Origin of the sequence: Streptococcus oralis (assembly GCF_023611505.1) — a bacterium.
Taxonomy (GTDB): domain Bacteria; phylum Bacillota; class Bacilli; order Lactobacillales; family Streptococcaceae; genus Streptococcus; species Streptococcus oralis_CT.
The window spans coordinates 1,781,606-1,803,060 of sequence record NZ_CP097843.1 but is presented as its reverse complement, the minus strand read 5'-3'; the positions used below and the strand labels follow the sequence as shown (position 1 = coordinate 1,803,060).

21 protein-coding genes and 1 riboswitch are annotated in these 21,455 nt (G+C 43.2%); of the genes, 16 read left to right on the top strand and 5 right to left on the bottom strand.

The annotated features are described in order from the left end of the window. The first annotated feature begins 9 nt into the window (after positions 1-9). Positions 10-573 carry a DNA-3-methyladenine glycosylase I gene (locus M9H69_RS09115; RefSeq protein WP_250315449.1) on the top strand — a complete coding sequence of 188 codons (564 nt, stop codon included), beginning with the start codon at positions 10-12 and terminating at the stop codon, positions 571-573. Positions 574-656: 83 nt separating this feature from the next. Here M9H69_RS09115 and M9H69_RS09110 read toward each other — a convergent pair whose 3' ends face one another. The 5 genes from M9H69_RS09110 to M9H69_RS09090 all read right to left on the bottom strand — a co-directional run bounded on the left by M9H69_RS09110 (position 657) and on the right by M9H69_RS09090 (position 4,324). After that, complete coding sequence (locus M9H69_RS09110) at positions 657-920, bottom strand: SemiSWEET family transporter (RefSeq protein WP_000166112.1); 264 nt, start codon at positions 918-920, stop codon at positions 657-659. A 105-nt stretch (positions 921-1,025) separates the two neighbouring features. After that, a complete protein-coding gene (locus M9H69_RS09105) occupies positions 1,026-2,060 on the bottom strand; it encodes a S66 family peptidase (protein ID WP_250316179.1) in 1,035 nt (344 codons plus the stop codon). Positions 2,061-2,327: 267 nt separating this feature from the next. Next, positions 2,328-2,675: a TfoX/Sxy family protein gene (locus M9H69_RS09100; RefSeq protein ID WP_000331822.1), complete on the bottom strand. Its 348-nt coding sequence runs from the start codon at positions 2,673-2,675 to the stop codon at positions 2,328-2,330. A 15-nt stretch (positions 2,676-2,690) separates the two neighbouring features. Further along, positions 2,691-3,368: a DUF1129 domain-containing protein gene (locus tag M9H69_RS09095; RefSeq protein WP_250315448.1), complete on the bottom strand. Its 678-nt coding sequence runs from the start codon at positions 3,366-3,368 to the stop codon at positions 2,691-2,693. 11 nt (positions 3,369-3,379) lie between these two features. Then, positions 3,380-4,324 carry a magnesium transporter CorA family protein gene (locus tag M9H69_RS09090; protein WP_000815618.1) on the bottom strand — a complete coding sequence of 315 codons (945 nt, stop codon included), beginning with the start codon at positions 4,322-4,324 and terminating at the stop codon, positions 3,380-3,382. A 136-nt stretch (positions 4,325-4,460) separates the two neighbouring features. Between M9H69_RS09090 and uvrA the strand changes: the two genes are divergently transcribed. From uvrA to M9H69_RS09015, 15 genes are all read left to right on the top strand, one after another. Then, a complete protein-coding gene (gene uvrA, locus M9H69_RS09085; protein ID WP_250315447.1) occupies positions 4,461-7,292 on the top strand; it encodes an excinuclease ABC subunit UvrA in 2,832 nt (943 codons plus the stop codon). After that, the gene (locus M9H69_RS09080) at positions 7,285-8,346 is read left to right on the top strand and encodes a M24 family metallopeptidase (RefSeq protein WP_250315446.1); all 1,062 of its coding nucleotides are present in this window, start codon (positions 7,285-7,287) and stop codon (positions 8,344-8,346) included. Before uvrA ends, M9H69_RS09080 begins: the two co-directional genes overlap by 8 nt. A gap of 53 nt (positions 8,347-8,399) precedes the next feature. Then, positions 8,400-8,550, top strand: a riboswitch (M-box (ykoK) riboswitch). Between the two features lie 195 nt (positions 8,551-8,745). Next, positions 8,746-11,406, top strand: a complete 2,661-nt coding sequence (gene mgtA / locus M9H69_RS09075) for a magnesium-translocating P-type ATPase (RefSeq protein WP_250315445.1) — start codon at positions 8,746-8,748, stop codon at positions 11,404-11,406. A 134-nt stretch (positions 11,407-11,540) separates the two neighbouring features. Then, the gene (spx, locus tag M9H69_RS09070) at positions 11,541-11,939 is read left to right on the top strand and encodes a transcriptional regulator Spx (RefSeq protein WP_000591165.1); all 399 of its coding nucleotides are present in this window, start codon (positions 11,541-11,543) and stop codon (positions 11,937-11,939) included. 66 nt (positions 11,940-12,005) lie between these two features. After that, on the top strand, positions 12,006-12,575 hold the full coding sequence (locus M9H69_RS09065) for an SP0191 family lipoprotein (protein WP_250315444.1): 570 nt from the start codon (positions 12,006-12,008) through the stop codon (positions 12,573-12,575). An 86-nt stretch (positions 12,576-12,661) separates the two neighbouring features. Next, on the top strand, positions 12,662-12,928 hold the full coding sequence (locus M9H69_RS09060; protein ID WP_000507060.1) for an IreB family regulatory phosphoprotein: 267 nt from the start codon (positions 12,662-12,664) through the stop codon (positions 12,926-12,928). Positions 12,929-12,931: 3 nt separating this feature from the next. Continuing rightward, positions 12,932-13,351: a Holliday junction resolvase RuvX gene (gene ruvX, locus M9H69_RS09055; protein WP_002876031.1), complete on the top strand. Its 420-nt coding sequence runs from the start codon at positions 12,932-12,934 to the stop codon at positions 13,349-13,351. 15 nt (positions 13,352-13,366) lie between these two features. Next, on the top strand, positions 13,367-13,672 hold the full coding sequence (locus M9H69_RS09050) for a DUF1292 domain-containing protein (RefSeq protein WP_000017622.1): 306 nt from the start codon (positions 13,367-13,369) through the stop codon (positions 13,670-13,672). 257 nt (positions 13,673-13,929) lie between these two features. Next, positions 13,930-15,180 (top strand): bifunctional folylpolyglutamate synthase/dihydrofolate synthase, encoded by a 1,251-nt coding sequence (locus M9H69_RS09045; protein WP_250315443.1) that lies wholly within the window; start codon positions 13,930-13,932, stop codon positions 15,178-15,180. An 88-nt stretch (positions 15,181-15,268) separates the two neighbouring features. Next, positions 15,269-15,724 carry an SP_0198 family lipoprotein gene (locus M9H69_RS09040; RefSeq protein WP_250315442.1) on the top strand — a complete coding sequence of 152 codons (456 nt, stop codon included), beginning with the start codon at positions 15,269-15,271 and terminating at the stop codon, positions 15,722-15,724. Between the two features lie 185 nt (positions 15,725-15,909). Further along, the gene (locus M9H69_RS09035) at positions 15,910-17,061 is read left to right on the top strand and encodes an iron-containing alcohol dehydrogenase (protein ID WP_250315441.1); all 1,152 of its coding nucleotides are present in this window, start codon (positions 15,910-15,912) and stop codon (positions 17,059-17,061) included. Between the two features lie 104 nt (positions 17,062-17,165). Beyond that, on the top strand, positions 17,166-18,434 hold the full coding sequence (locus M9H69_RS09030; protein WP_250315440.1) for a glycosyltransferase: 1,269 nt from the start codon (positions 17,166-17,168) through the stop codon (positions 18,432-18,434). A 3-nt stretch (positions 18,435-18,437) separates the two neighbouring features. Next, positions 18,438-19,418 carry an NAD-dependent epimerase/dehydratase family protein gene (locus M9H69_RS09025; RefSeq protein ID WP_250315439.1) on the top strand — a complete coding sequence of 327 codons (981 nt, stop codon included), beginning with the start codon at positions 18,438-18,440 and terminating at the stop codon, positions 19,416-19,418. After that, positions 19,393-20,208 (top strand): MBL fold metallo-hydrolase, encoded by an 816-nt coding sequence (locus tag M9H69_RS09020; RefSeq protein ID WP_250315438.1) that lies wholly within the window; start codon positions 19,393-19,395, stop codon positions 20,206-20,208. Before M9H69_RS09025 ends, M9H69_RS09020 begins: the two co-directional genes overlap by 26 nt. Next, positions 20,186-21,448, top strand: a complete 1,263-nt coding sequence (locus tag M9H69_RS09015) for a F390 synthetase-related protein (protein ID WP_250315437.1) — start codon at positions 20,186-20,188, stop codon at positions 21,446-21,448. Before M9H69_RS09020 ends, M9H69_RS09015 begins: the two co-directional genes overlap by 23 nt. Positions 21,449-21,455 lie beyond the last annotated feature (7 nt).

The following is a 21,455-nucleotide window of genomic DNA, read 5'->3' as shown; positions in this document are numbered from 1 at the left end:
GAGCAGATCATGACAAAACGTTGTTCGTGGGTCAAGATGACCAATCCGCTCTACATCGCCTATCATGATGAGGAGTGGGGCCAGCCCCTCCATGATGACCAAGCATTGTTTGAGTTGTTGTGTATGGAGACTTATCAGGCTGGTCTGTCTTGGGAAACGGTACTAAACAAACGCCAAGCTTTCCGAGAAGTATTTCACAACTACCAAGCCCAACGTGTCGCAGAGATGGCGGATGGGGAGTTGGAAGCCCTGTTAGATAATCCAGCCATCATCCGAAATCGTGCCAAGCTCTTTGCTACGCGTGCCAACGCCCAAGCATTTCTACAAGTTCAGAAGGTGCATGGTTCTTTTGATAGCTATCTCTGGTCTTTTGTTGAGGGGAAAACCATCATCAATGATGTCCCTGACTATCACCTAGCCCCAGCTAAAACGTCTTTATCTGAGAAAATATCCAAGGATCTCAAAAAACGTGGTTTCAAATTCACAGGTCCAGTTGCGGTTTTGGCTTTTCTACAAGCAGCAGGTCTGGTTGACGACCATGAGAATGATTGTGAGTGGAAAAGCGGAAGTTAGTGAGTCCAAGCGTCTAACTATCTGAGAATATAGAAAAAAGCTGAGAAATTCCTCTCAGCTTTTTGATTATATGCTAGTAATTTTTATAGTGCAGTAAGAAATGTCAGTCCACCTAAGACAACGCCGGCTGAGTTTGGAATAATTAGTATCCAATCCTTCTTAGGTTCTTTTGTCCATCCGTAAATAACCCAAATTAAACAAGATACTGCTGCGGATAAAGGCTGGAATGGTTGAGCTTTGTTGCCTTGTAAATTGGCAAAAATTTGTGGGATGTAGGCGATAAATACAATAATCCCGATAAAGGCCCCGATTGAACCGACAATTTGATTTATTTTTTGTTTAGTCATATATACCTCCTTTAAAAAGATATCATAGAAATAAGCAAAATGCAATAAATTCAGACACAAATTGTAACGAAAATCAATACCAAAGCACAAAAATGGAGAAATTGTTTATTTTTTGTTATAGTCAAAGCGAATGACTTGATCCTGTGCATCCACATAAGCATGGACGCCGAAGGGCACAATAGCTCTTGGTGTAGTATGGCCAACATTCAGATTATAAACAATCGGGATATTGCTGTCAATGGTGTCCATTAAAGCCTCTTTATAGTCGTCATAGAAGGTTTCATCCATTGGCTTTCCGACCAAGAGTCCACTGATGACCTCGAATATCCCTGTTTCTTTCAAAGTCTGCATCATCTTTTTGAAGTTATCCGGCTCAGGCTTCTCTTCGCTTGTTTCTAACAAGAGAATCTTTCCTTCCCAGTCGGATAAGTCAGGGAAGAGTTTGTACTTTTGGCAGAGGACCGTGCTGTCTGCGTATCGAGAATTGTCAAAGATATCATAGAGAGATTCAAGGCAACCACCGAGAATTTCTCCCTCAAACTGAGCATTTCCTTGCAACAAGTCAAAACCTGTATTTACCTGACTGACACGAGCTGTTCCCAGGGCCTTAGGACTAAAGTCAGTCCGTTCCTCATACCAAACGTCGCTAGGACGGATTTCTGAGATTTTTCCAGTCTTGATCACTTCTTTAAAGTAGTGGAGACTATAGGGCAACATCTCCTTGTCTAATTCACAAATGTCTGCTAGAAAGGATTGCCCATAAAAAGTCTTGATCCCTAGTTTATGCAACATAAGGTGGTTCATAGTGGTATCCGAGAAACCAAGAAAAATCTTTTGTTTGATAACTTTTTGTAGTTGGTCATTTTCAAAAAGATAAGGTAGCAAGCGATAGGTATCATCTCCACCGATGGCGCAGAGGATCATGTCGATGCTATCGTCCGAAAAGGCCTGCATCAAATCCTCTGCACGCGCCTCAGGATGGTCCTTGATAAAGTCTAATCCTTTTTGCGAATGAGGCAAAAAGATAGGGTTGAGTCCCAGATCCTTGAGACGCTGGACACCTAGCTCCACTTCGTGTTTGACAAAGTCTTCTCCGATAATGCCACTAGACAAGCTCACGATACCAATAGTAGAAACTATATCTCATCCTCCTAGAAATAGATTGATACTCTTCGAAAATCAAATTCAAACCACGTCAGCTTTGCCTTGCCGTACTCAAGTACAGCCTGCGGCTAGCTTCCTAGTTTGCTCTTTGATTTTCATTGAGTATGAGCCTATTTTATCACAAAAGATGAGAGAAAACTACAAGAATGAGACTCAGAAGTTCTGTTGGATCTTAAGAAAGCAAGTGAAAAAGCAACCGCCTATGCAGTTGCTTTTCGTTTTTCTAATCTCGCTAGATATGAGTTACTTGGTCAACTCTTGATTATAGGAGAGAGCTAAATCAATCCAGTAAGGAAGTTCTTTTTGACCTTCTATATCTAGGTCTATATAGCCATGATAAGGTCTCCCTCTCATCAATGTAGTATGAGCTCCTGTTCGGGGTAGAACTTGCTTTTCTATTTCTTTGCCAATTCTCACCATAACCAGCTCGTCCTTTCTGGAACTGACTGTAAGGACCATTTTCCCACGAATCATAAAGGCAAGACCACCAAACAGCTTCTTTTCTTCTAGCTCTTCTTCGAAAATTTGGGGAGGAAGTTTGAGTGCTAGGATTTTTCGAATCTGCTGAGCTAAGGATTGACTATATGCCATAGCTTTTCACTTTTCTTAATAACGTGATGGGCCCGCGCTTGCACTTCGGATATTGAAACGTTTCTTGAGATAGAAGTGAAGGGCGAGAAGGGCTGCTCCCAGGATAGCCAAAGGCAGTGGAGCAAGGATTGGATTGAGGTTGGCTGGTAGGAAGCTTGTTGCGAAGAAGACAGCCAACCAGAGAAGCATAGCAGCGAGGATGACGAGGATTGATTTCCAGAAAGGAGGGCGCTGGCTACGATCTGTGTCTGGTCCATAATACTGGTAGACAAAGTAGTACATCAAGTAGAAGGCCACCCCTCCGACAAGTCCAACCAACAAGAGGGTAATCAAACCATAGCCAATAGCCTGGTCTGTAGAGAAAAAGTTGGTCAGAGCGCTAACCAGTGCAAAGAGACTGGTGATAAAAAGGGCTGAGTCCATAATCATGAGTTTTGGATCATCATTTTCTTTTGGATGCTCTTTTTCGTACTGTTCCTTAACTGTAAAGCTATGAGCCCAGTGGGTTGGAGCCCCGTAGAGGGAGCGAGCAGTCGTTCCTTTGGCTTGTTCTTCAAGGATTTTAGGAATGACTTCCTCAAAGACAGCCTTGATTTCAGCGTCTGTTTTACCATCTTTGATGAATTGTTGGGTAGCGATGTGGATAAACTCTTGGTTTTTCTTAGTTAATTTTTGTAAATCAATCTGAGACATAGGGATTCCTCTTAGAACCATTTTTTATGGATGAGATAGAGAGTGAGCGAGACACTCATAGCAAAGGCGATAAAGACGATTAACCAGAAGGCATGTGGCTCACCGTTCAAAGGGATTTCATTATCTTTAAAGTTCATCCCGTAGGCTGAGAAAATCATGGTTGGGACAGACATGACGATGGTCACGAGAGCCAGAGTTTTCATGATGTTGTTCTGGTTGTTGGAAATGATAGAGGCAAAGGTCTCTGTCATAGAGTGAAGGACGTTTCCATAGATATCTGCCATCTCGATGGCCTGTTGGGTTTCGATCAGGGTATCCTCGAGCAGGTCTTCGTCTTCTAGGTATTTCTTGATATTGCTAGTTGCGCTAGTCAATTTCTTAATCACGCGCTCATTTGTTTTAAGTGAGGCCTTGAAATAGACGATGGTCTTTTCCAATTCCATGAGCTCGATTAGCTCTTCGTTTCGAGTAGACTTGTGAAGTTGACTTTCGATTTGTTCACTCTTACGGTCAATCGAACGAAGGGCAGTCAGGTAAAGCTCAGCATTGCGATAAAGGAGTTGAAAGATAAAGCGTGACCGCATGAAAGTGTAGAAGTTACGCAGTTTGCGGTTGATGAAGACATCGAGAACTGGGAGGGACTCCAAGCAGGTAGTGATAATGGTTTCCTCGGTGATGATAATCCCTAGCGGAATCGTAACGTAGTAGGTACGATTGTTTCTCTCCTCTGTGATGGGGACGTCCACGATGATCAAAGTATACTCGTCTTCGATGGTAATACGGGACATTTCTTCCGCATCGAGTGGTGCTCGAAGGTCGGCAATATCAATGTCAAAGGCATTAGCAATTTCCAATGATTCATTTTGTGTAGGATTGACGAGGTTGATCCAAGTACCCGGTTCAAGCGTGTCGATCTCTTTAAATTCAGTTGTTGTTGAGAGAAAAACTTGTTTCATATCCCCTATCCTTTCCTACTATTCAGTGATTCATTTTTTGCACCGTACTATTATACTATAAAAACAGCTTTTTGGGTAATAGAATTTCACATTTTTTGGTATAATGGAAAGCAATAATGGACTAGAAAGAACAAAGATGCAAGATAAAATTGTGATTCATGGGGCACGTGCCCATAACTTAAAAAATATCGATGTGGAGATTCCGCGAGATAAGTTGGTTGTCGTGACCGGTTTGTCGGGTTCGGGGAAATCCAGTCTGGCCTTTGATACCCTCTATGCGGAGGGACAACGTCGCTATGTGGAGAGTTTGTCAGCCTATGCTCGTCAATTCTTGGGGAATATGGAGAAGCCTGATGTGGATGCCATTGATGGTCTCAGCCCAGCTATTTCTATCGACCAGAAAACGACTAGTAAAAATCCTCGCTCGACGGTGGGAACTACGACTGAAATCAATGACTATCTGCGTCTCCTCTATGCGCGTGTGGGGACGCCTTACTGTATCAACGGGCATGGGGCTATCAAGGCTTCTTCTGTAGAGCAAATCGTGGATAAGGTCTTAGAATTGCCAGAACGCCAGCGCCTGCAAATCTTAGCTCCGGTCATTCGTAAGAAAAAAGGGCAACATAAGAGCGTCATTGAAAAGGTTCAGAAAGATGGCTATGTCCGCGTCCGAGTAGATGGGGAGGTCTATGATGTGACCGAAGTTCCAGAGCTGTCCAAGAGCAAGCAACACAATATCGATGTTGTGGTCGACCGTATTGTCATCAAGGAGGGCATCCGCAGCCGTCTCTTCGACTCCGTTGAGGCGGCCCTTCGTATCGCAGAAGGTTATGTGATTATCGATACCATGGACGACTTTGAGTTGCTCTTTTCTGAGCACTATGCCTGTCCGGTCTGTGGCTTTACTGTACCAGAGTTAGAGCCTCGTCTCTTCTCCTTCAATGCGCCTTTTGGTTCTTGTAGTGAGTGTGATGGTTTGGGAATCAAGCTGGAAGTGGATACTGATTTGGTAGTGCCAGATACCAGCAAGACACTTCGTGAAGGGGCGCTAGCACCTTGGAATCCTATTTCCTCTAACTACTATCCAAACATGTTGGAACAAGCCATGACAGCCTTTGGTGTGGATATGGACAGGCCTTTTGAGGACCTGTCAGAAGCGGATAAGGACTTGATTCTCTATGGTTCAGATGGCAAGGAATTCCATTTCCACTATGAGAATGAATTTGGTGGTGTGCGGGATATTGACATTCCTTTTGAGGGAGTTGTCAATAATATCAAGCGTCGTTACCATGAAACCAATAGTGACTATACTCGCACCCAGATGCGTCTCTATATGAATGAACTGACCTGCGGGACTTGTCACGGCTACCGTCTCAATGACCAGGCCTTGTCTGTCCGTGTGGGTGGGGAGCAAGGACCACATATCGGAGAGATTTCAGACCTCTCAATCGCCGATCACTTGGAGTTGGTCAGCCAGTTGACTCTTTCTGAAAACGAAGCCATCATTGCTCGTCCCATTCTCAAGGAAATTAAGGACCGTTTGACCTTCCTCAATAACGTTGGGCTCAACTATCTGACCCTGTCACGTTCGGCAGGAACCCTTTCAGGCGGGGAGAGCCAGCGTATTCGCTTAGCAACCCAGATTGGGTCCAACCTATCAGGTGTCCTTTATATCCTGGATGAGCCGTCGATTGGTCTCCACCAGAGGGATAATGACCGCCTGATTGCTAGTCTGAAAAAGATGCGTGACTTGGGCAATACTCTCATCGTGGTGGAACACGATGAAGATACCATGCGCGAGGCGGATTACCTGATTGACGTTGGTCCAGGTGCCGGTGTTTTTGGTGGCGAGATTGTTGCTGCAGGAACACCCAAGCAGGTGGCCCGTAACAGTAAGTCTATTACAGGCCAGTACTTGTCAGGTAAACGTGCCATTCCAGTACCAGAAGAGCGCCGTGCCGGAAATGGTCGCTTTATCGAGGTGACGGGAGCGCGTGAGAACAACTTGCAAAATATCACCGCTCGCTTCCCACTAGGAAAATTCATTGCAGTGACGGGGGTGTCAGGTTCAGGGAAATCGACCTTAATCAACAGTATCCTCAAAAAAGCCATTGCTCAAAAACTTAACCGTAATTCAGACAAACCTGGTAAATTTAAGACGATTACAGGGATTGAGCATGTAGACCGCTTGATCGACATTGACCAGAGCCCTATCGGACGAACGCCGAGGTCCAACCCGGCTACCTATACGGGGGTCTTTGACGATATACGTGACCTTTTTGCCCAGACAAATGAGGCTAAGATTCGTGGTTACAAAAAGGGGCGTTTCAGTTTCAACGTCAAGGGTGGTCGTTGCGAAGCCTGTTCGGGTGACGGGATTATCAAGATCGAGATGCACTTTTTGCCTGATGTTTACGTGGCTTGTGAAGTCTGCCACGGGACTCGCTACAACAGTGAAACCCTAGAAGTCCACTACAAGGAAAAGAATATCTCGCAGGTCTTGGACATGACCGTCAACGATGCGGTGGAATTCTTCCAACATATTCCAAAAATTCAACGCAAACTTCAGACCATCAAGGATGTGGGGCTGGGCTATGTAACGCTAGGGCAACCAGCTACCACTCTTTCTGGGGGAGAAGCTCAGCGTATGAAGTTGGCTAGCGAACTCCATAAACGATCGACAGGAAAATCTTTCTACATTCTGGATGAGCCGACGACAGGGCTTCATACCGAGGATATTGCTCGCTTGCTTAAAGTCTTGGCTCGCTTTGTCGACGATGGCAATACCGTCCTTGTTATCGAGCACAATCTAGATGTTATCAAGACAGCAGACCATATTATTGACCTAGGACCTGAGGGCGGTGTCGGTGGTGGAACCATCATCGCAACAGGAACCCCAGAAGAAGTAGCGGCCAACGAAGCCAGCTACACCGGACACTATTTGAAAGGAAAGTTACATCATGAATAAACGTGTACAAGCATTTCTAGCTAAAATGCAAGAAAAAGAACTAGATGGCATCATCATCAACAACCTTAAAAATGTTTACTACTTGACTGGTTTTTGGGGCTCAAACGGAACAGTCTTCATCAGCCGTGACCGTCAGGTCTTGGTGACAGACTCTCGCTATATCATTGCAGCTAAGCAAGAAGTAACAGGTTTTGAGATTGTGGCTGACCGTGATGAATTGGCTGTCATTGCAGGCATTGTTAAGGATATGGGCTTGTCTCGAATCGGTTTTGAAGACGAGATTTCGGTCTCTTATTACCACCGTATGCAGGCTGCTTTTACAGGAATCGACTTGCTTCCGCAGACTCAGTTTGTTGAAGCGCTTCGTATGATTAAGGATGAAGCGGAGATTGCGACTATTCGCAAGGCATGTTCCATCTCAGACCAAGCTTTCCGCGATGCACTTGACTTTATCAAACCTGGAAAGACTGAGATTGAAATTGCCAACTTCCTTGACTTCCGCATGCGGGAGCTAGGAGCGGCAGGCTTGTCTTTTGATACCATTCTAGCCAGTGGTATCAACTCTTCTAAGCCCCATGCCCATCCAATGCACAAACCGGTTGAAGCGGGAGAAGCCATCACCATGGACTTCGGCTGTCTCTACGACCACTATGTCAGTGATATGACACGGACCATCTACCTCGGTCATGTCAGTGACGAGCAAGCAGAAATCTACAACACAGTTTTGAAAGCCAACCAAGCTCTGATTGACCAAGCTAAGGCAGGTCTAGGTTTCCGTGACTTTGACAAAATCCCTCGTGATATTATCATCGAGGCAGGCTATGGTGACTACTTTACTCACGGTATTGGACACGGTATCGGACTGGACATCCACGAAGAACCCTACTTTAACCAAACTTCGAAAGAAGCCATTAAATCTGGTATGGTCTTGACTGATGAACCGGGCATTTATATTGAAGGTAAATACGGGGTTCGTATTGAAGATGATATCCTGATTACAGATAACGGTTGTGAGTTATTGACACTTGCTCCAAAAGAATTGATTGTTATCTAAAAAATGAGATAAATCGTTGACTTTTATATTTTAAAGGTTTATACTGATAGACGAAAACGGTAGGTGAGGCTACCATAGGGATACGGATGACTACCGCAAAGCAGTGGAGACACTACTCGTTGGTCAACAGTCCTGGTCGCGAAGGCCAAAACTAAGCTCATTTCATTGCCCTATGGAGTTAAAGCTTGAACGAAAAACAGATAATTAGTTTTTTAATCCTGCCATTTTATGGCAGGATTTTCTACTGTTTTAGAACAGGGAAAGGAGACAGACGATGCAAATTGACGACCACCCAGAACCGCACATACACAGCCAATCGCTGATTTGTGTCGTTCTGCCCTTATAAAGTGATTGGTCTCTGTGTATGAAACACATCATTCATACAGATAGGAGAAACCAATGAAAACTACAAAAGAAAGATTAGTAGCAGCTATTCATACACCTTTAAACGAAACTCTATCTTTTTATAAGACAAGTCTAACAGGCTTAACTGAGGAACAGATAGAAAAGAATCGTGATTTATATGGTGAAAACACCATCACCAAGGGTCAAGAAGACAGTATCCTCAAAAAGATTTACGAATCTATTATCAATCCATTTACAATCATCCTCCTGGTCATCGCTATGATCTCCATGGTGACCAACGTCTGGTTGGCGAAGCCTGGGCAAGAAGACCCGACGACCTCTATCATCATCGTCGTTCTCGTTCTAATCTCTGGTGGCATACGCTTTGTCCAAGAATTGCGGAGTGACAAAGCTGCGACCAATCTTTCAAAAATGATTGTGAATACAGCTACGGTTATTCGCGAAGGTCAGAGTTTAGAGATCGCAATTGAAGATTTGGTCGTTGGAGATATAGTCAAATTGAGTGCTGGGGATATGATTCCAGCAGACCTCCTTTTGATTGAATCACGTGATTTCTTTGTTCAACAGTCTGGCTTGACGGGTGAAAGTGATTCGGTTGAAAAATTGGCTTTGTCAAAAATGAGTCAGTCAAATTTTGATAGTCTGCTAGAAGCAGAAGCGCTCGCCTTTATGGGAACCAACGTGATATCAGGAAGTGCCAAGGCTTTGATTCTAGCAGTTGGTGATGACACCATGATGGGGAAAATAGAGCAGACTCTCAATACTTATGACGAGCCTACCTCTTTCGAACGGGATATGAACAGTATCTCCTGGCTTTTAATCCGTTTGATGTTGGTCATGGTTCCCATCGTATTTCTTTCCAATGGTTTGACGGATGGAGATTGGTTAGAGGCTGGCGTATTTGCTTTGAGCGTGGGTGTCGGGCTTACACCTGAGATGCTTCCCATGATCATCACGGCCAGTCTAGCAAAAGGCTCCATTATCATGGCCAAGGAAAAAGTCGTTATCAAAAAACTCAATGCCATACAAGATCTAGGTGCTATTGATATCCTGTGTACGGATAAAACCGGAACACTTACCCAAGACGAAATTGTCCTTGAATATCCTTTGGATATACATGGGGCTTTGGATTTATCTGTGTTGAGACGAGCCTACCTCAATTCCTACTTTCAAACCGGTTTGAAAAACTTGATGGACCGAGCCATTATCAGTAGAACTGAAAAAGAAGCTAAAGAACACGCTATTCTACAAAATTTGGATACTAGCTTTCAAAAAATAGATGAATTGCCCTTTGATTTTGAACGCAGACGGATGAGTGTCATCGTCCAGGATGAAAACGAAGCTGTTAGTTTGGTAACCAAGGGTGCCCTAGAGGAAATGCTTGCGATTTCAACCCATGTGGAATATCAAGGTCAGATTAGCCCTCTGACGGATGATATCCGAGTGGAAATCTTAAAAGAAGTGGACCAACTCAATCAACAGGGCTTACGAGTCTTGGGAGTCGCTTATAAAACAGGCTTAAAGGAAGGTTTTGCTTACTCTGTTGAAGATGAAAAGGAGATGATTCTAACAGGATATCTTGCCTTCCTAGATCCACCAAAACCATCTGCAGCCCCTGCTATCCAAGCTTTATTAGAGTATGGTGTTCAAACCAAGATCTTGACTGGGGATAATGAGAAGGTAACCCAAGCAGTATGCGAAAAAGTTGGTTTAGACGTTGATCAAATCTTGTTGGGTTCTGATATTGACGCCATGTCGGACGAAGAGTTGGCTCAAGCAGTTCAGATGGTGACTGTCTTTGCCAAACTCTCTCCGGATCAAAAAGCACGAATCATTTTACAAATCAAATCGAATGGACATTGTGTCGGCTATATGGGAGATGGGATCAATGATGCCCCTTCTATGAAAGTGGCCGATGTGGGGATTTCTGTTGATACAGCAGTAGATATTGCCAAAGAAACGGCTGATGTCATTTTGCTAGATAAGGATTTGATGGTGCTTGAAAAAGGGCTGGTTGAAGGGCGTAAGGTCTACGCTAATATGACCAAATATATCAAGATGACGGTCAGCTCTAATTTCGGGAACATTTTCTCTCTGTTAGTGTCTGGTATCTTTTTACCTTTCCTTCCTATGGCTCCGATTCACTTGATTGTGTTAAACCTTGTCTACGACCTTTCTTGCATCGCCTTGCCATTTGATAATGTAGATGAAGACTTTTTGAAACATCCTCATAAGTGGGAAGCTAAGTCTATTACTCGCTTTATGATTTGGATGGGTCCGATTTCTTCTGCCTTTGATATTTTGACCTTTATCTTACTCTATTTTGTCATTGTCCCAATGGCGACAGGTCAAGCCTATGCTCACGGAGCAGAGTCTGCAACGGGCTTTATTATTTTGTTCCAGACAGGTTGGTTCATTGAATCCATGTGGTCCCAAACCATGGTTATCCATATGCTCCGTTCAGCAAAACTTCCTTTCTTACAAAGTCGTCCATCATGGTTTGTTCTTGGGACAACCTTGCTAGCAGCTAGTTTTGTGACCTTCCTTCCCTACTCTTCAATTGCTAGCCTGCTTCATTTAACCCCTTTGGAACCAATTTATTTCCTCTTTTTGCTTTTGATTATCGTTCTCTATATGATAAGTGTTACAGTTGTAAAACGATTGTATATCAAAAAATTTAAAAGTTGGTTATAAATTGATTTTGTCAAGAAAAAAGTACGAAAATCGCGAAAAAAGTTAATTTTTTTTAAAAATAGGTCGCAAGTCGGATGTTTTTTATGGTATAATAGACTAAACTGATAGTAACATGTAGCGAAAGGGGTAGGTACATGATCAAAATTTATACAGTCTCAAGTTGTACTAGCTGTAAAAAAGCGAAAACCTGGCTCAATGCCCACCAGTTAAGTTATAAAGAACAAAATCTCGGTAAAGAAGGAATTACAAGAGAAGAGTTATTAGATATTCTCACGAAAACAGATAATGGAATTGCCAGTATCGTTTCGTCAAAAAACCGCTACGCTAAGGCACTTGGAGTTGACATCGAGGATTTGAGTGTCAATGAAGTGCTCAACTTAATCATGGAAACACCACGGATCTTAAAGAGTCCGATTCTCGTTGACGAGAAGCGCCTACAAGTCGGCTATAAAGAAGATGATATCCGTGCCTTCTTGCCACGCTCTGTCCGTAATGTAGAAAATGCAGAAGCACGTCTACGTGCAGCTCTATAAAACATCAAGGCTGGGAGTGACTCCTGGCCTTGTTTGCCCTTTTGTTTTAAAATCATGTGAGGAATTATGAAAAAGTTACTAATTGCTAGTTTTGCTCTCCTCTTTTTGCTTGCGGGATGTGGGCAAAAAAAGGAAACTCCTGTTGCTTCCACAACAGCATCTGAACCTCTCCAATCCAACCTTCCCGTTTTGGACAATGCCGAAAAGAATACGGTTGTCACCAAGACCTTGCTGATGCCGAAGTCAGAAAATGGGACGCAACAGATTCAGACCATTACTTATAAAGGCAGTCAGTTTTTGACCTTGACCATCCAGCAAAAACGACCTGTCGGGGATGAACTCAAGACCTTTATCTCTGAAAATGGCCTAGAGGAAACGCAAAAAGCGCTTCTTGAAGCAGAAGAAAAGGATAAGACTATCCAAGAGGCGCGCAAACTGGCAGGATTTACACTGGAAACCAAGCTACTCAGTGAGACAGAAATCCAGACTACAACGACTTATGATTTTCAAGTATTGGATGTCAAAAAGGCATCTCAGATGGAATATTTAAAAAATATCGGTCTTGAAAATCTCTTAAAAAACGAACCTAGCCAATATATTGCAGATAGAGTGGCAAATGGGGCGACAGAACAATAGAAAATCCAAATTAATAGACTGACTTATTTGTAGAACGTTAGGGAATGTGCTATAATAGTACTATTCTAAGGAAAGAGGGTGTTAGAATGGGATTTACTGAAGAAACTGTACGGTTTAAATTGGATGATTCCAATAAGAAAGAGATTAGCGAGACGTTGACAGATGTCTATGCTTCTTTGAATGAAAAGGGTTATAATCCGATAAATCAAATCGTCGGTTATGTATTGAGTGGAGACCCTGCCTATGTTCCTCGTTACAACAATGCACGAAATCAAATCCGTAAGTATGAGCGTGATGAAATTGTTGAAGAATTGGTACGCTACTACCTTAAAGGACAAGGAGTCGATCTATAATCTATGAGAATTATGGGATTGGACGTTGGTTCAAAAACAGTGGGTGTTGCCATTAGCGATCCCCTAGGCTTCACTGCTCAAGGCCTTGAAATCATCCAGATTAATGAGGATCAGGGCCAGTTTGGTTTTGACCGTATCAAGGAATTGGTTGACAGCTATAAGGTGGAACGCTTTGTAGTAGGTCTGCCTAAAAACATGAACAATACCAGCGGTCCGCGAGTAGAAGCCAGTCAAGCCTATGGTGCCAAGCTAGAAGAACTCTTTGGTTTGCCAGTAGACTATCAGGATGAGCGTTTGACAACGGTCGCTGCGGAGCGTATGTTGATTGAACAAGCAGATATCAGTCGTAACAAACGCAAGAAAGTTATTGATAAGTTGGCTGCTCAGCTAATTTTGCAAAATTATTTAGATAGAAAATTTTAAGACAGAGGAGAAACTATGTCACACGATCACAACCATGACCACGAAGAACGTGAATTGATTACACTAGTAGACGAGCAAGGAAATGAAACCTTGTTTGAAATTCTTTTGACCATTGACGGGAAAGAAGAATTTGGTAAAAACTATGTTCTTCTAGTGCCAGTTAACGCGGAAGAAGACGAAGACGGGCAAGTTGAAATCCAAGCCTACTCATTCACTGAAAATGAAGATGGAACAGAAGGCGAATTACAACCAATTCCAGAAGACTCAGAAGACGAATGGAACATGATTGAAGAAGTCTTCAACAGCTTTATGGAGGAGTAAAAACGTCCGGGGGGACGTTTTTAGCCCAGTGCTAGAAATTAGAAACGCAGGAACGTCCTGAGGATATTTTTACCCCAGTTCCTTGAAATAAGAGAGAACTAGTAAGTCCAGTGGTTATTTTTAGCCCACGTTGAAATTCATAGTAGCTAGTGATTAGCTAATCAGGTAAGAGGTCGGGATTTTAGTCCCGACCTCGCTTTTATTTGTAATCATACTTTGATGAGGTAGTTGATTGGACTTTTGTTAAGGAGATATGTATGTTTGAAGTAGAAGAATGGCTTCATAGTCGGATTGGTTTAAACTTTAGATCTGGTCTTGGACGAATGCAGCGAGCTGTGGATTTGCTGGGAAATCCTGAGAAGACTTATCCCATTATCCATGTAACAGGGACTAACGGTAAGGGGTCGACTATTGCCTTTATGAGGGAGTTGTTTGTCGTCCATGGTAAACAAGTTGGTACTTTTACCTCTCCTCATATCATTAGTATCCATGATCGAATCTGTATCAATGGACAACCGATTGCAGATGAAGACTTTATCCGTATAGCTAACCGAGTCAAAGAGATGGAGAAAACTCTTTTAGAAACACATGACCACTTGTCTTTCTTTGAGTTGTTGACCCTGATTGCCTTGCTTTACTTTAAAGAGCAGGAAGTGGATCTAGTTCTTCTAGAAGTGGGGATTGGTGGTCTTCTTGACACCACTAATGTCGTAACAGGGGAGATTGCAGTTATTACCTCTATTGGTCTAGATCATCAGGAGACCTTGGGCGATAGTTTGGAGGAAATAGCAGATCAGAAAGCTGGTATTTTCAAGTCTGGCAAGAAGGCGGTCATTGCTAAGCTTTCTCCAGAAGCAGAGCTTGTCTGCCAAAGTAAAGCGAGAGAGTTAGACGTAGACCTTTATCAAACCGGGCAAGACTTCACCTTAAATGCGGGGAATTTTTCAAGTAAGCTAGCAAGTTTTTCACGGCTTGAAATCGGGTTGGAAGGTGCCTATCAGCAAGAAAATGTTTCCTTGGCTTTACAAACTTTTCTTCTGTTTATGGCGTCAAGAGAGGAAGGTGTCGAAGAAGAGCTTGTCAGACAGGCCTTGAAAGAGACCCACTGGGCCGGTCGATTGGAACGGATTCGTCCGCATATCTACCTAGACGGGGCTCACAATCTTCCAGCTTTAAGTCGTTTAGTTGAGTTTATTCAGGAAAAAATCCAGCAAGGCTTCCAAGTTCAAATCCTTTTTGGCGCCCTTAAACGTAAGGATTATCAAGGGATGCTAGGTTATTTAACAGATGCTTTGCCAGAGGCGGAAGTCAAGGTGACTGGCTTTGATTACCAAGGCTCTTTAGAAGAAAGCGATGTTTCTGGTTATAAACTGGTTGACTCTTATCGTGATTTTATCAGCGAATTTGAAGAAAATGCTAATGATCAGGACCTGCTTTTCGTGACGGGCTCCCTTTACTTTATCTCGGAAGTGCGAGCGGGTTTGGTGGGAAAGCGTGAGATTAGTTGACCTTCTAGACCTAAGTTGCTATACTGGGGGGGAGGAAAAATCGAAAACGATTCCAGCAAAACATTGGCACAAAAGAAAGGAAATCGCTATGAAAACGAAAACATTCACACTTTCTATTGCTTCTTTAGCAATTCTTAGTCTTTTAGCAGCTTGTGGACCTAAGGCACAAGCCCCTACCCAGCAATCTGCTCAGCAATCATCTACTCAACAAGAATCATCTTCTAGCACTGCTACAAGTGCTAGTCAACCACAGGCATCCTCAAGTCAGGACACTACTGTAGCTCAACCTACGAATATCGATGGTACCTATACTGGAAAAGATGAGAATGACCAAATCACTCTTGTTGTAACAGGTAAAACTGGTACATGGACTGAGGTCGAGCCAGATGGAGATAAGGAAATTAAGCAAGTCACCTTTGAGCCAGAAAATCAACGTGTCATTATCGGAGATGATGTTAAAATTTACGCGGTTAATGGTAATCAAATGATAATTGATGATATGGACCGAGAGGCATCTGACCGAGTGATATTAACTAAGCAATAATGATTAAGTAGAAGTTCCAATGAGATGAAATCCATCTTTTTGGAGCTTTTTTGTTTAAAAACGTGACCAGTGGTTCTTTACCGTTTTTTTATTTAAAGCGCTTACAAATATTTGTAAAATGAAGGGTAAGGTCGTATACTTAAGGGAAATAATCAAATAGCGCAAAGGCGCAGGAGGAAAAACATATGGCTACATTTTACGTTCCGGCAGTTAACCTTATTGGTAAAGGTGTTGTAAATGAGGTAGGTCCGTATATCAAGGAACTAGGGTATAAGAAGACTCTTTTGGTGACAGATAAGTTCATCGAAGGAAGTGATATTTTACCTAAGGTCCTAAAACCCTTAGATGCTGAAGGAATCGAATATGTGATCTTTAGCGATGTGGAGCCAAATCCGACTTGCAAGAACGTCACAGACGGAGTGGCTACCCTGATAGATCATGGATGTGACTTCATCATCAGTCTTGGTGGTGGGTCTCCACAGGATGCGGCTAGTTGTATCTCTATCATCGCTACAAATGGTGGAAAACCACAGGACTACGAAGGTCTCCACAAGTCTGCTAAAAAAGGCTTGCCAGTGGTTGCAATCAATACAACAGCTGGAACTTCTGCAGAAATTACCATTAACTATGTTATTACTGATGAAGAGCGCAAGGTCAAGATGGTAATGGTTGATAAGAACAGCCTCGCTCTCATCTCTGTCAATGATCCAGAACTCATGCTTTCAAAACCGAAAGGATTGACAGCGGCGACAGGCATGGATGCTCTTACTCACGCTGTCGAGGCCTTGGTAACACCAGGTGCTTATAATGTGACCAAGAAACTCTCTATCGGAGCGATTGAACTCATTAAGGAGTACCTCCCTCGTGCTGTGGCAAATGGCCAAGATATTGAAGCGCGTGAGGCGATGGTCAATGCCATCTTCCTCGGTGGTATGAGCTTTAACAATGCTGGTTTGGGTTATGTTCATTCTATGGCTCACCAACTTGGTGCAGTATATAACTTGCCACATGGTGTCTGCTGTGCCATGCTTCTCCCAGTTGTAGAACGTGAAAATGCCAAGCGTGTACCAGAAGCTTTTCGCAATGTAGCCAAGGCCTTGGGACTCCATGTGGAAGGGAAAACAGACCAAGAATGTGCTGACTATGCTATCGCTGAGATTGAGAAACTTTCTGAAACTGTTGGTATTCCGAAGAAACTCACTGAACTCGGTATCCAAGAAAAAGACTTTGACTTTGACTACCTTTCTAAGAATGCTTTGATCGATGCATGTGCGCCAGGCAATCCATTTATGCCAACTTTAGAAGAAACCATTGCTCTCTACAAAGAACTCTTCTAAAAATCAAGTAGAGTGGAAGCGACTTATTCTTCAAAATATAAATAATATTGGAAAGAACTATCATTTTGGTAGTTCTTTTTTTAAAAATTTGCTATCCTAGACATATGAGAAAAATCAAAATTGATGTGGTTGTAGTGCCCTTAAGTGGGCATCTCTTCCCAACACTGAATTTACTTGCACCCTTGTTGAAGGATCCCTTGTATGAGATTCGATTATTTACAGGACCACAACGAAAAACTGTAGCAGAGGAGATGGGATTCCGGGTGATTCCCATTTTAGAAAATTGTGTAGATGAGTTTGAGCGTGTAGCTAACAATGACGGGCAGTTAAACCTTTTTTCTGCTTATCGACAGTTGTCAGCTAGTCTTGATTTGATCAATGTGGTTTCAGATCAATTAGTGCAAGAGTGGCAGGAAAATAGACCGGATATTGTGATTGCGGACTTTATAACCCTCTCTGGAGGACTTGTAGCGGAACAGTTGAATATTCCCTGGATTACCACGATGGCGACACAGTTTGCCATTGAAACGACAGATGGACCGCCTTGTTTCTTTGGAGGAATGGGCAGTCCAAAAACATCTTTCCAATCTGCTCTGCAATGGCTAGGAAGAAAAGGGACTCGTTTAGGGAAACGAATCGTAAGCTTTTTATTGAGAGAACGATTGAAACGTTACGATTTTAAGCTTTACAATCAGAAAGGTCAGGAAACCATCTATTCACCCTATTCCATCTTGGGAATTGGGATGAAAGAGTTGGAGCTGAAAAGTGATTTTCCAGAGCACTACCTTTGGGTTGGACCTTTTGGCTCTTCGATTGAGAGGGCAGAAAATTATCCCCTCGATTTGTCTCCTTATGCAGGTTATAAGAAGGTCCTTGTCTCCTGTGGCACTCAGCTAGCATGGGCCAAAGACAATCTCCTCTATCAGACACAACAATTGGCTAAAGCGCATCCAGATTGCCACTTCTTTGTGACTCTGGGGTTTGGCGGACAAGACTTCCAATGTGAGGAGGTCATGGACAATGTTTCTGTGGTATCCTATCTTCCCTATAAGGAGTACATTCCTCAGATGGATTATGTGATTCATCATGGTGGTGCAGGTATTTTTTACCAGTGTATCATCTATGGTAAGCCTGCCTTGATTCTCCCCCATGACTATGATCAGTATGACTATGCAGTTCGTGGATTAGAGGCAGGGATTGCCTTGACTGCTAAACGAGAGGATACGGAAGCGATTGGACGCGCCTTTGATGAGTTGTTGGCTAGAGATGACTGGGCAGACTTGAACAAACTTAGTCGTGCAGCTCAAATCTATAAGCCAACAGAGATTCTGAAGAGCGAAATACATCGGCTCTTAGGGGACAAGGAGAAGTAAAAAATGAAGAAAGTATTGGTAACAGGTGCTACGGGCTTTCTAGGCAAGTATGTTGTTGAAGAGCTCAGTCAGCAGGGCTATCAGGTACGCGCTTTTGGACGCAATCGCAAGGTGGGTCAGTCTTTAGAAAACTCCTCTGTGGCATTTTTTCAGGGAGATTTGACCAAGCAAGAGGACTTGGCTCGGGCTTGTCAGGGGATGGACATGGTTGTGCATGCGGGTGCTCTTTCTACCGTTTGGGGGCCTTGGGAGGATTTCTACCAGACAAATGTCTTAGGGACTAAGTATGTTCTGGATGCTTGCCGAGAGGCTGGTATTCAGCGTTTGGTTTATGTGTCCTCGCCTAGCATCTATGCTACTCCTCGAGATCAGCTAGCTATCAAAGAAAGTGATGCGCCTCAGGAAAATAAGCTTAACAACTATATCCGTAGTAAACTGGCTTCGGAGAAGCTGTTTAAGGATTATCCCGATGTTCCGAGCATTATCTTACGACCTCGTGGGCTTTTTGGGATTGGGGATACCAGTATTTTGCCTCGGGTTCTCAAACTCAGTCAGAGAATTGGCATTCCCTTGATAGGAGATGGCCGTCAGCTCATGGATATGACCTGTGTGGAAAATGTCGCTCTGGCCATTCGCTTGGCTCTAGAGGCTCCTCAAGCTAGTGGCGAAGTTTATAATATTACCAACGGGGAACCAAGAGCCTTTAAGGATTTGATAGAAGAAACCCTGAGAGGACTGGGCTATCCGATAACATACAGAAAAGTGCCGGCTCCTATTCTTTCAGCTATTGCAAGTAGTTTAGAGTTTCTTTATAAGACCTTGAAACTTAAAGGCGAGCCGGCTCTGACACGCTATACCTATTATTTGCTGCGGTATAGCCAGACGCTGGACATCAGCAAGGCGGAGCGAGACTTGGGTTATCGCCCTCAAATCAGTATTTCAGAAGGGATTGAACAATATGTCCAAGATTATCGAAAGTATTGATTATTTCCCTGCCGGATATTGTACTAGTTATGCGGGTTTGCTATTTAAAGGAGTCAAGAATAAAAAGATGACCTTCCCAGCTGGCGTCTTTCTGATTAAGCACAGAGACAAGGGCTATCTACTATATGATACGGGTTATCACTATAACATTAAGACGAAGCTACGCTATGGTTTTTACCGTCTAGGAACTCCTGTTCAGATGACGGAAAAGGATCAGATTTCATACTTATTGAAGGCAAAAGGAATTAGACCAGAAGAGATTACTTATGTCATGTTGTCTCATCTCCATCCAGACCATTTAGGAGGGGCAAGTTTTTTCCCGAACGCTCAATTTATCCTGACTCAAGAGGTTTTTGAAGTTTACCAGAAACCCAAGCTCAAGGATTTGGTCTTTAAAGAGTTTTTACCAGTTGATTTTGAGAAAAGACTGACCGTTATCAAGGCAAATCAGCGCTATTCAAACTTTCCCTATGGTCCGATTTGTGACCTCTTTGGAGATAGCAGTATCCTAGTAGCTTCTGTTGATGGGCATGCTAGGGGGCAAGCCTGTCTGTATCTTCCAGACCTTAATCTCCTCATTGCAGCAGATCTTTGCTGGGGAATTGACCTCTTGCCTTACACCAAACAGATGCACCTGATTCCTTCCTTGGTTCAAGATAACAAGGTGGACTATATCAAGGGGACAGAGTTTCTGGAGGAAGTCTTGAAAGACGGAATTGAGGTGCTTGTTAGTCATGACCCTGTAGAAAGGATAGAGTCAATCTTACATGAAAAAAATAACCTTTCTTAAAACCTTTATTCAAACGCGTTGGCTTCATCATTTCAAATCTCGAGAAGCCTTAGAAAACTATCAGAAAAAGCAATTAGCTAACTATATGGACTTTTTAAAGCGAGAGTCACCCTACTTTAAAAATGGGGTGCCTAGCGACTTTGACCATATGGATAAGGCTTTTATGATGGAACATTTCAATGAGCTCAACACCCAAGGAGTGGATCGTGATGAAGCCTTATCCTTAGCTATTGAAAGTGAGAAAACCCGTGATTTCAGTGAACTTAAAGGCGAAGTAGCAGTCGGTCTGTCTTCAGGGACATCTGGACATCGGGGCCTCTTTATCACAACAGAGAAAGAGCGAAGTATGTGGGCAGCGGCTATCTTAGCCAAGATGTTGCCAAAGGGTCAGCTTTTTGGACATCGTATCGCCTTTTTCCTAAGAGCTGATAATGAACTCTATCAGACCATCAATACGGCCCTCATTCGTTTAGAGTATTTTGATATTTTCAAACATACAGATGAGCATATCGAGCGTCTCAATAGCTACCAACCGACGATTATTGTGGCGCCAGCCTCTATGTTGATTGAATTGAGCAAGCGTCTCAAGGCTGGACAGTTAGCCATCCATCCACAAAAAATCGTTTCGGTGGCAGAAATCTTAGAAGATAGTGATAGGGAACGGATCGCTGAAGCCTTTTCTCTATCCATTATTGACCAAGTTTATCAGGCGACTGAAGGTTTCTTAGCCTGCACTTGCCCAGCTGGTAATCTACATCTCAACGAAGACATTATCTTTGTGGAAAAGCGGTATCTGGATGACCGACGTTTCTATCCAGTGATTACGGACTTTAAACGAAGCAGTCAGCCTGTTTATCGCTACCAGCTCAATGATATCTTGGTTGAAAATCCGGAGCCTTGTCCCTGTGGCTCCTGCTATACACGGATTGACAAGGTCGAAGGACGCTCTGACGACATCTTCTATTTTGAAGGACTGGATGGGGGACAGGTAACTATCTATCCAGACTTTATCAGGCGCTGCATCCTTTTTGTGGAGAATGTAGGAGATTACCAAGTCAAGCAACATTCCGAGAAGTTAGTGGAAGTTTGCCTAAGCCAACGAGATGAGGACGTAGAGACAGCGATTTTAGCACAGTTCCAACTCTTGGCCCAGCAAAAAGAGTTCATAGTTCCTCAAATCCAATTTTCAGATTATCACTGGGATACTAGCCGTAAACTCAAACGAATCCAACGTTTATGAAAGGATA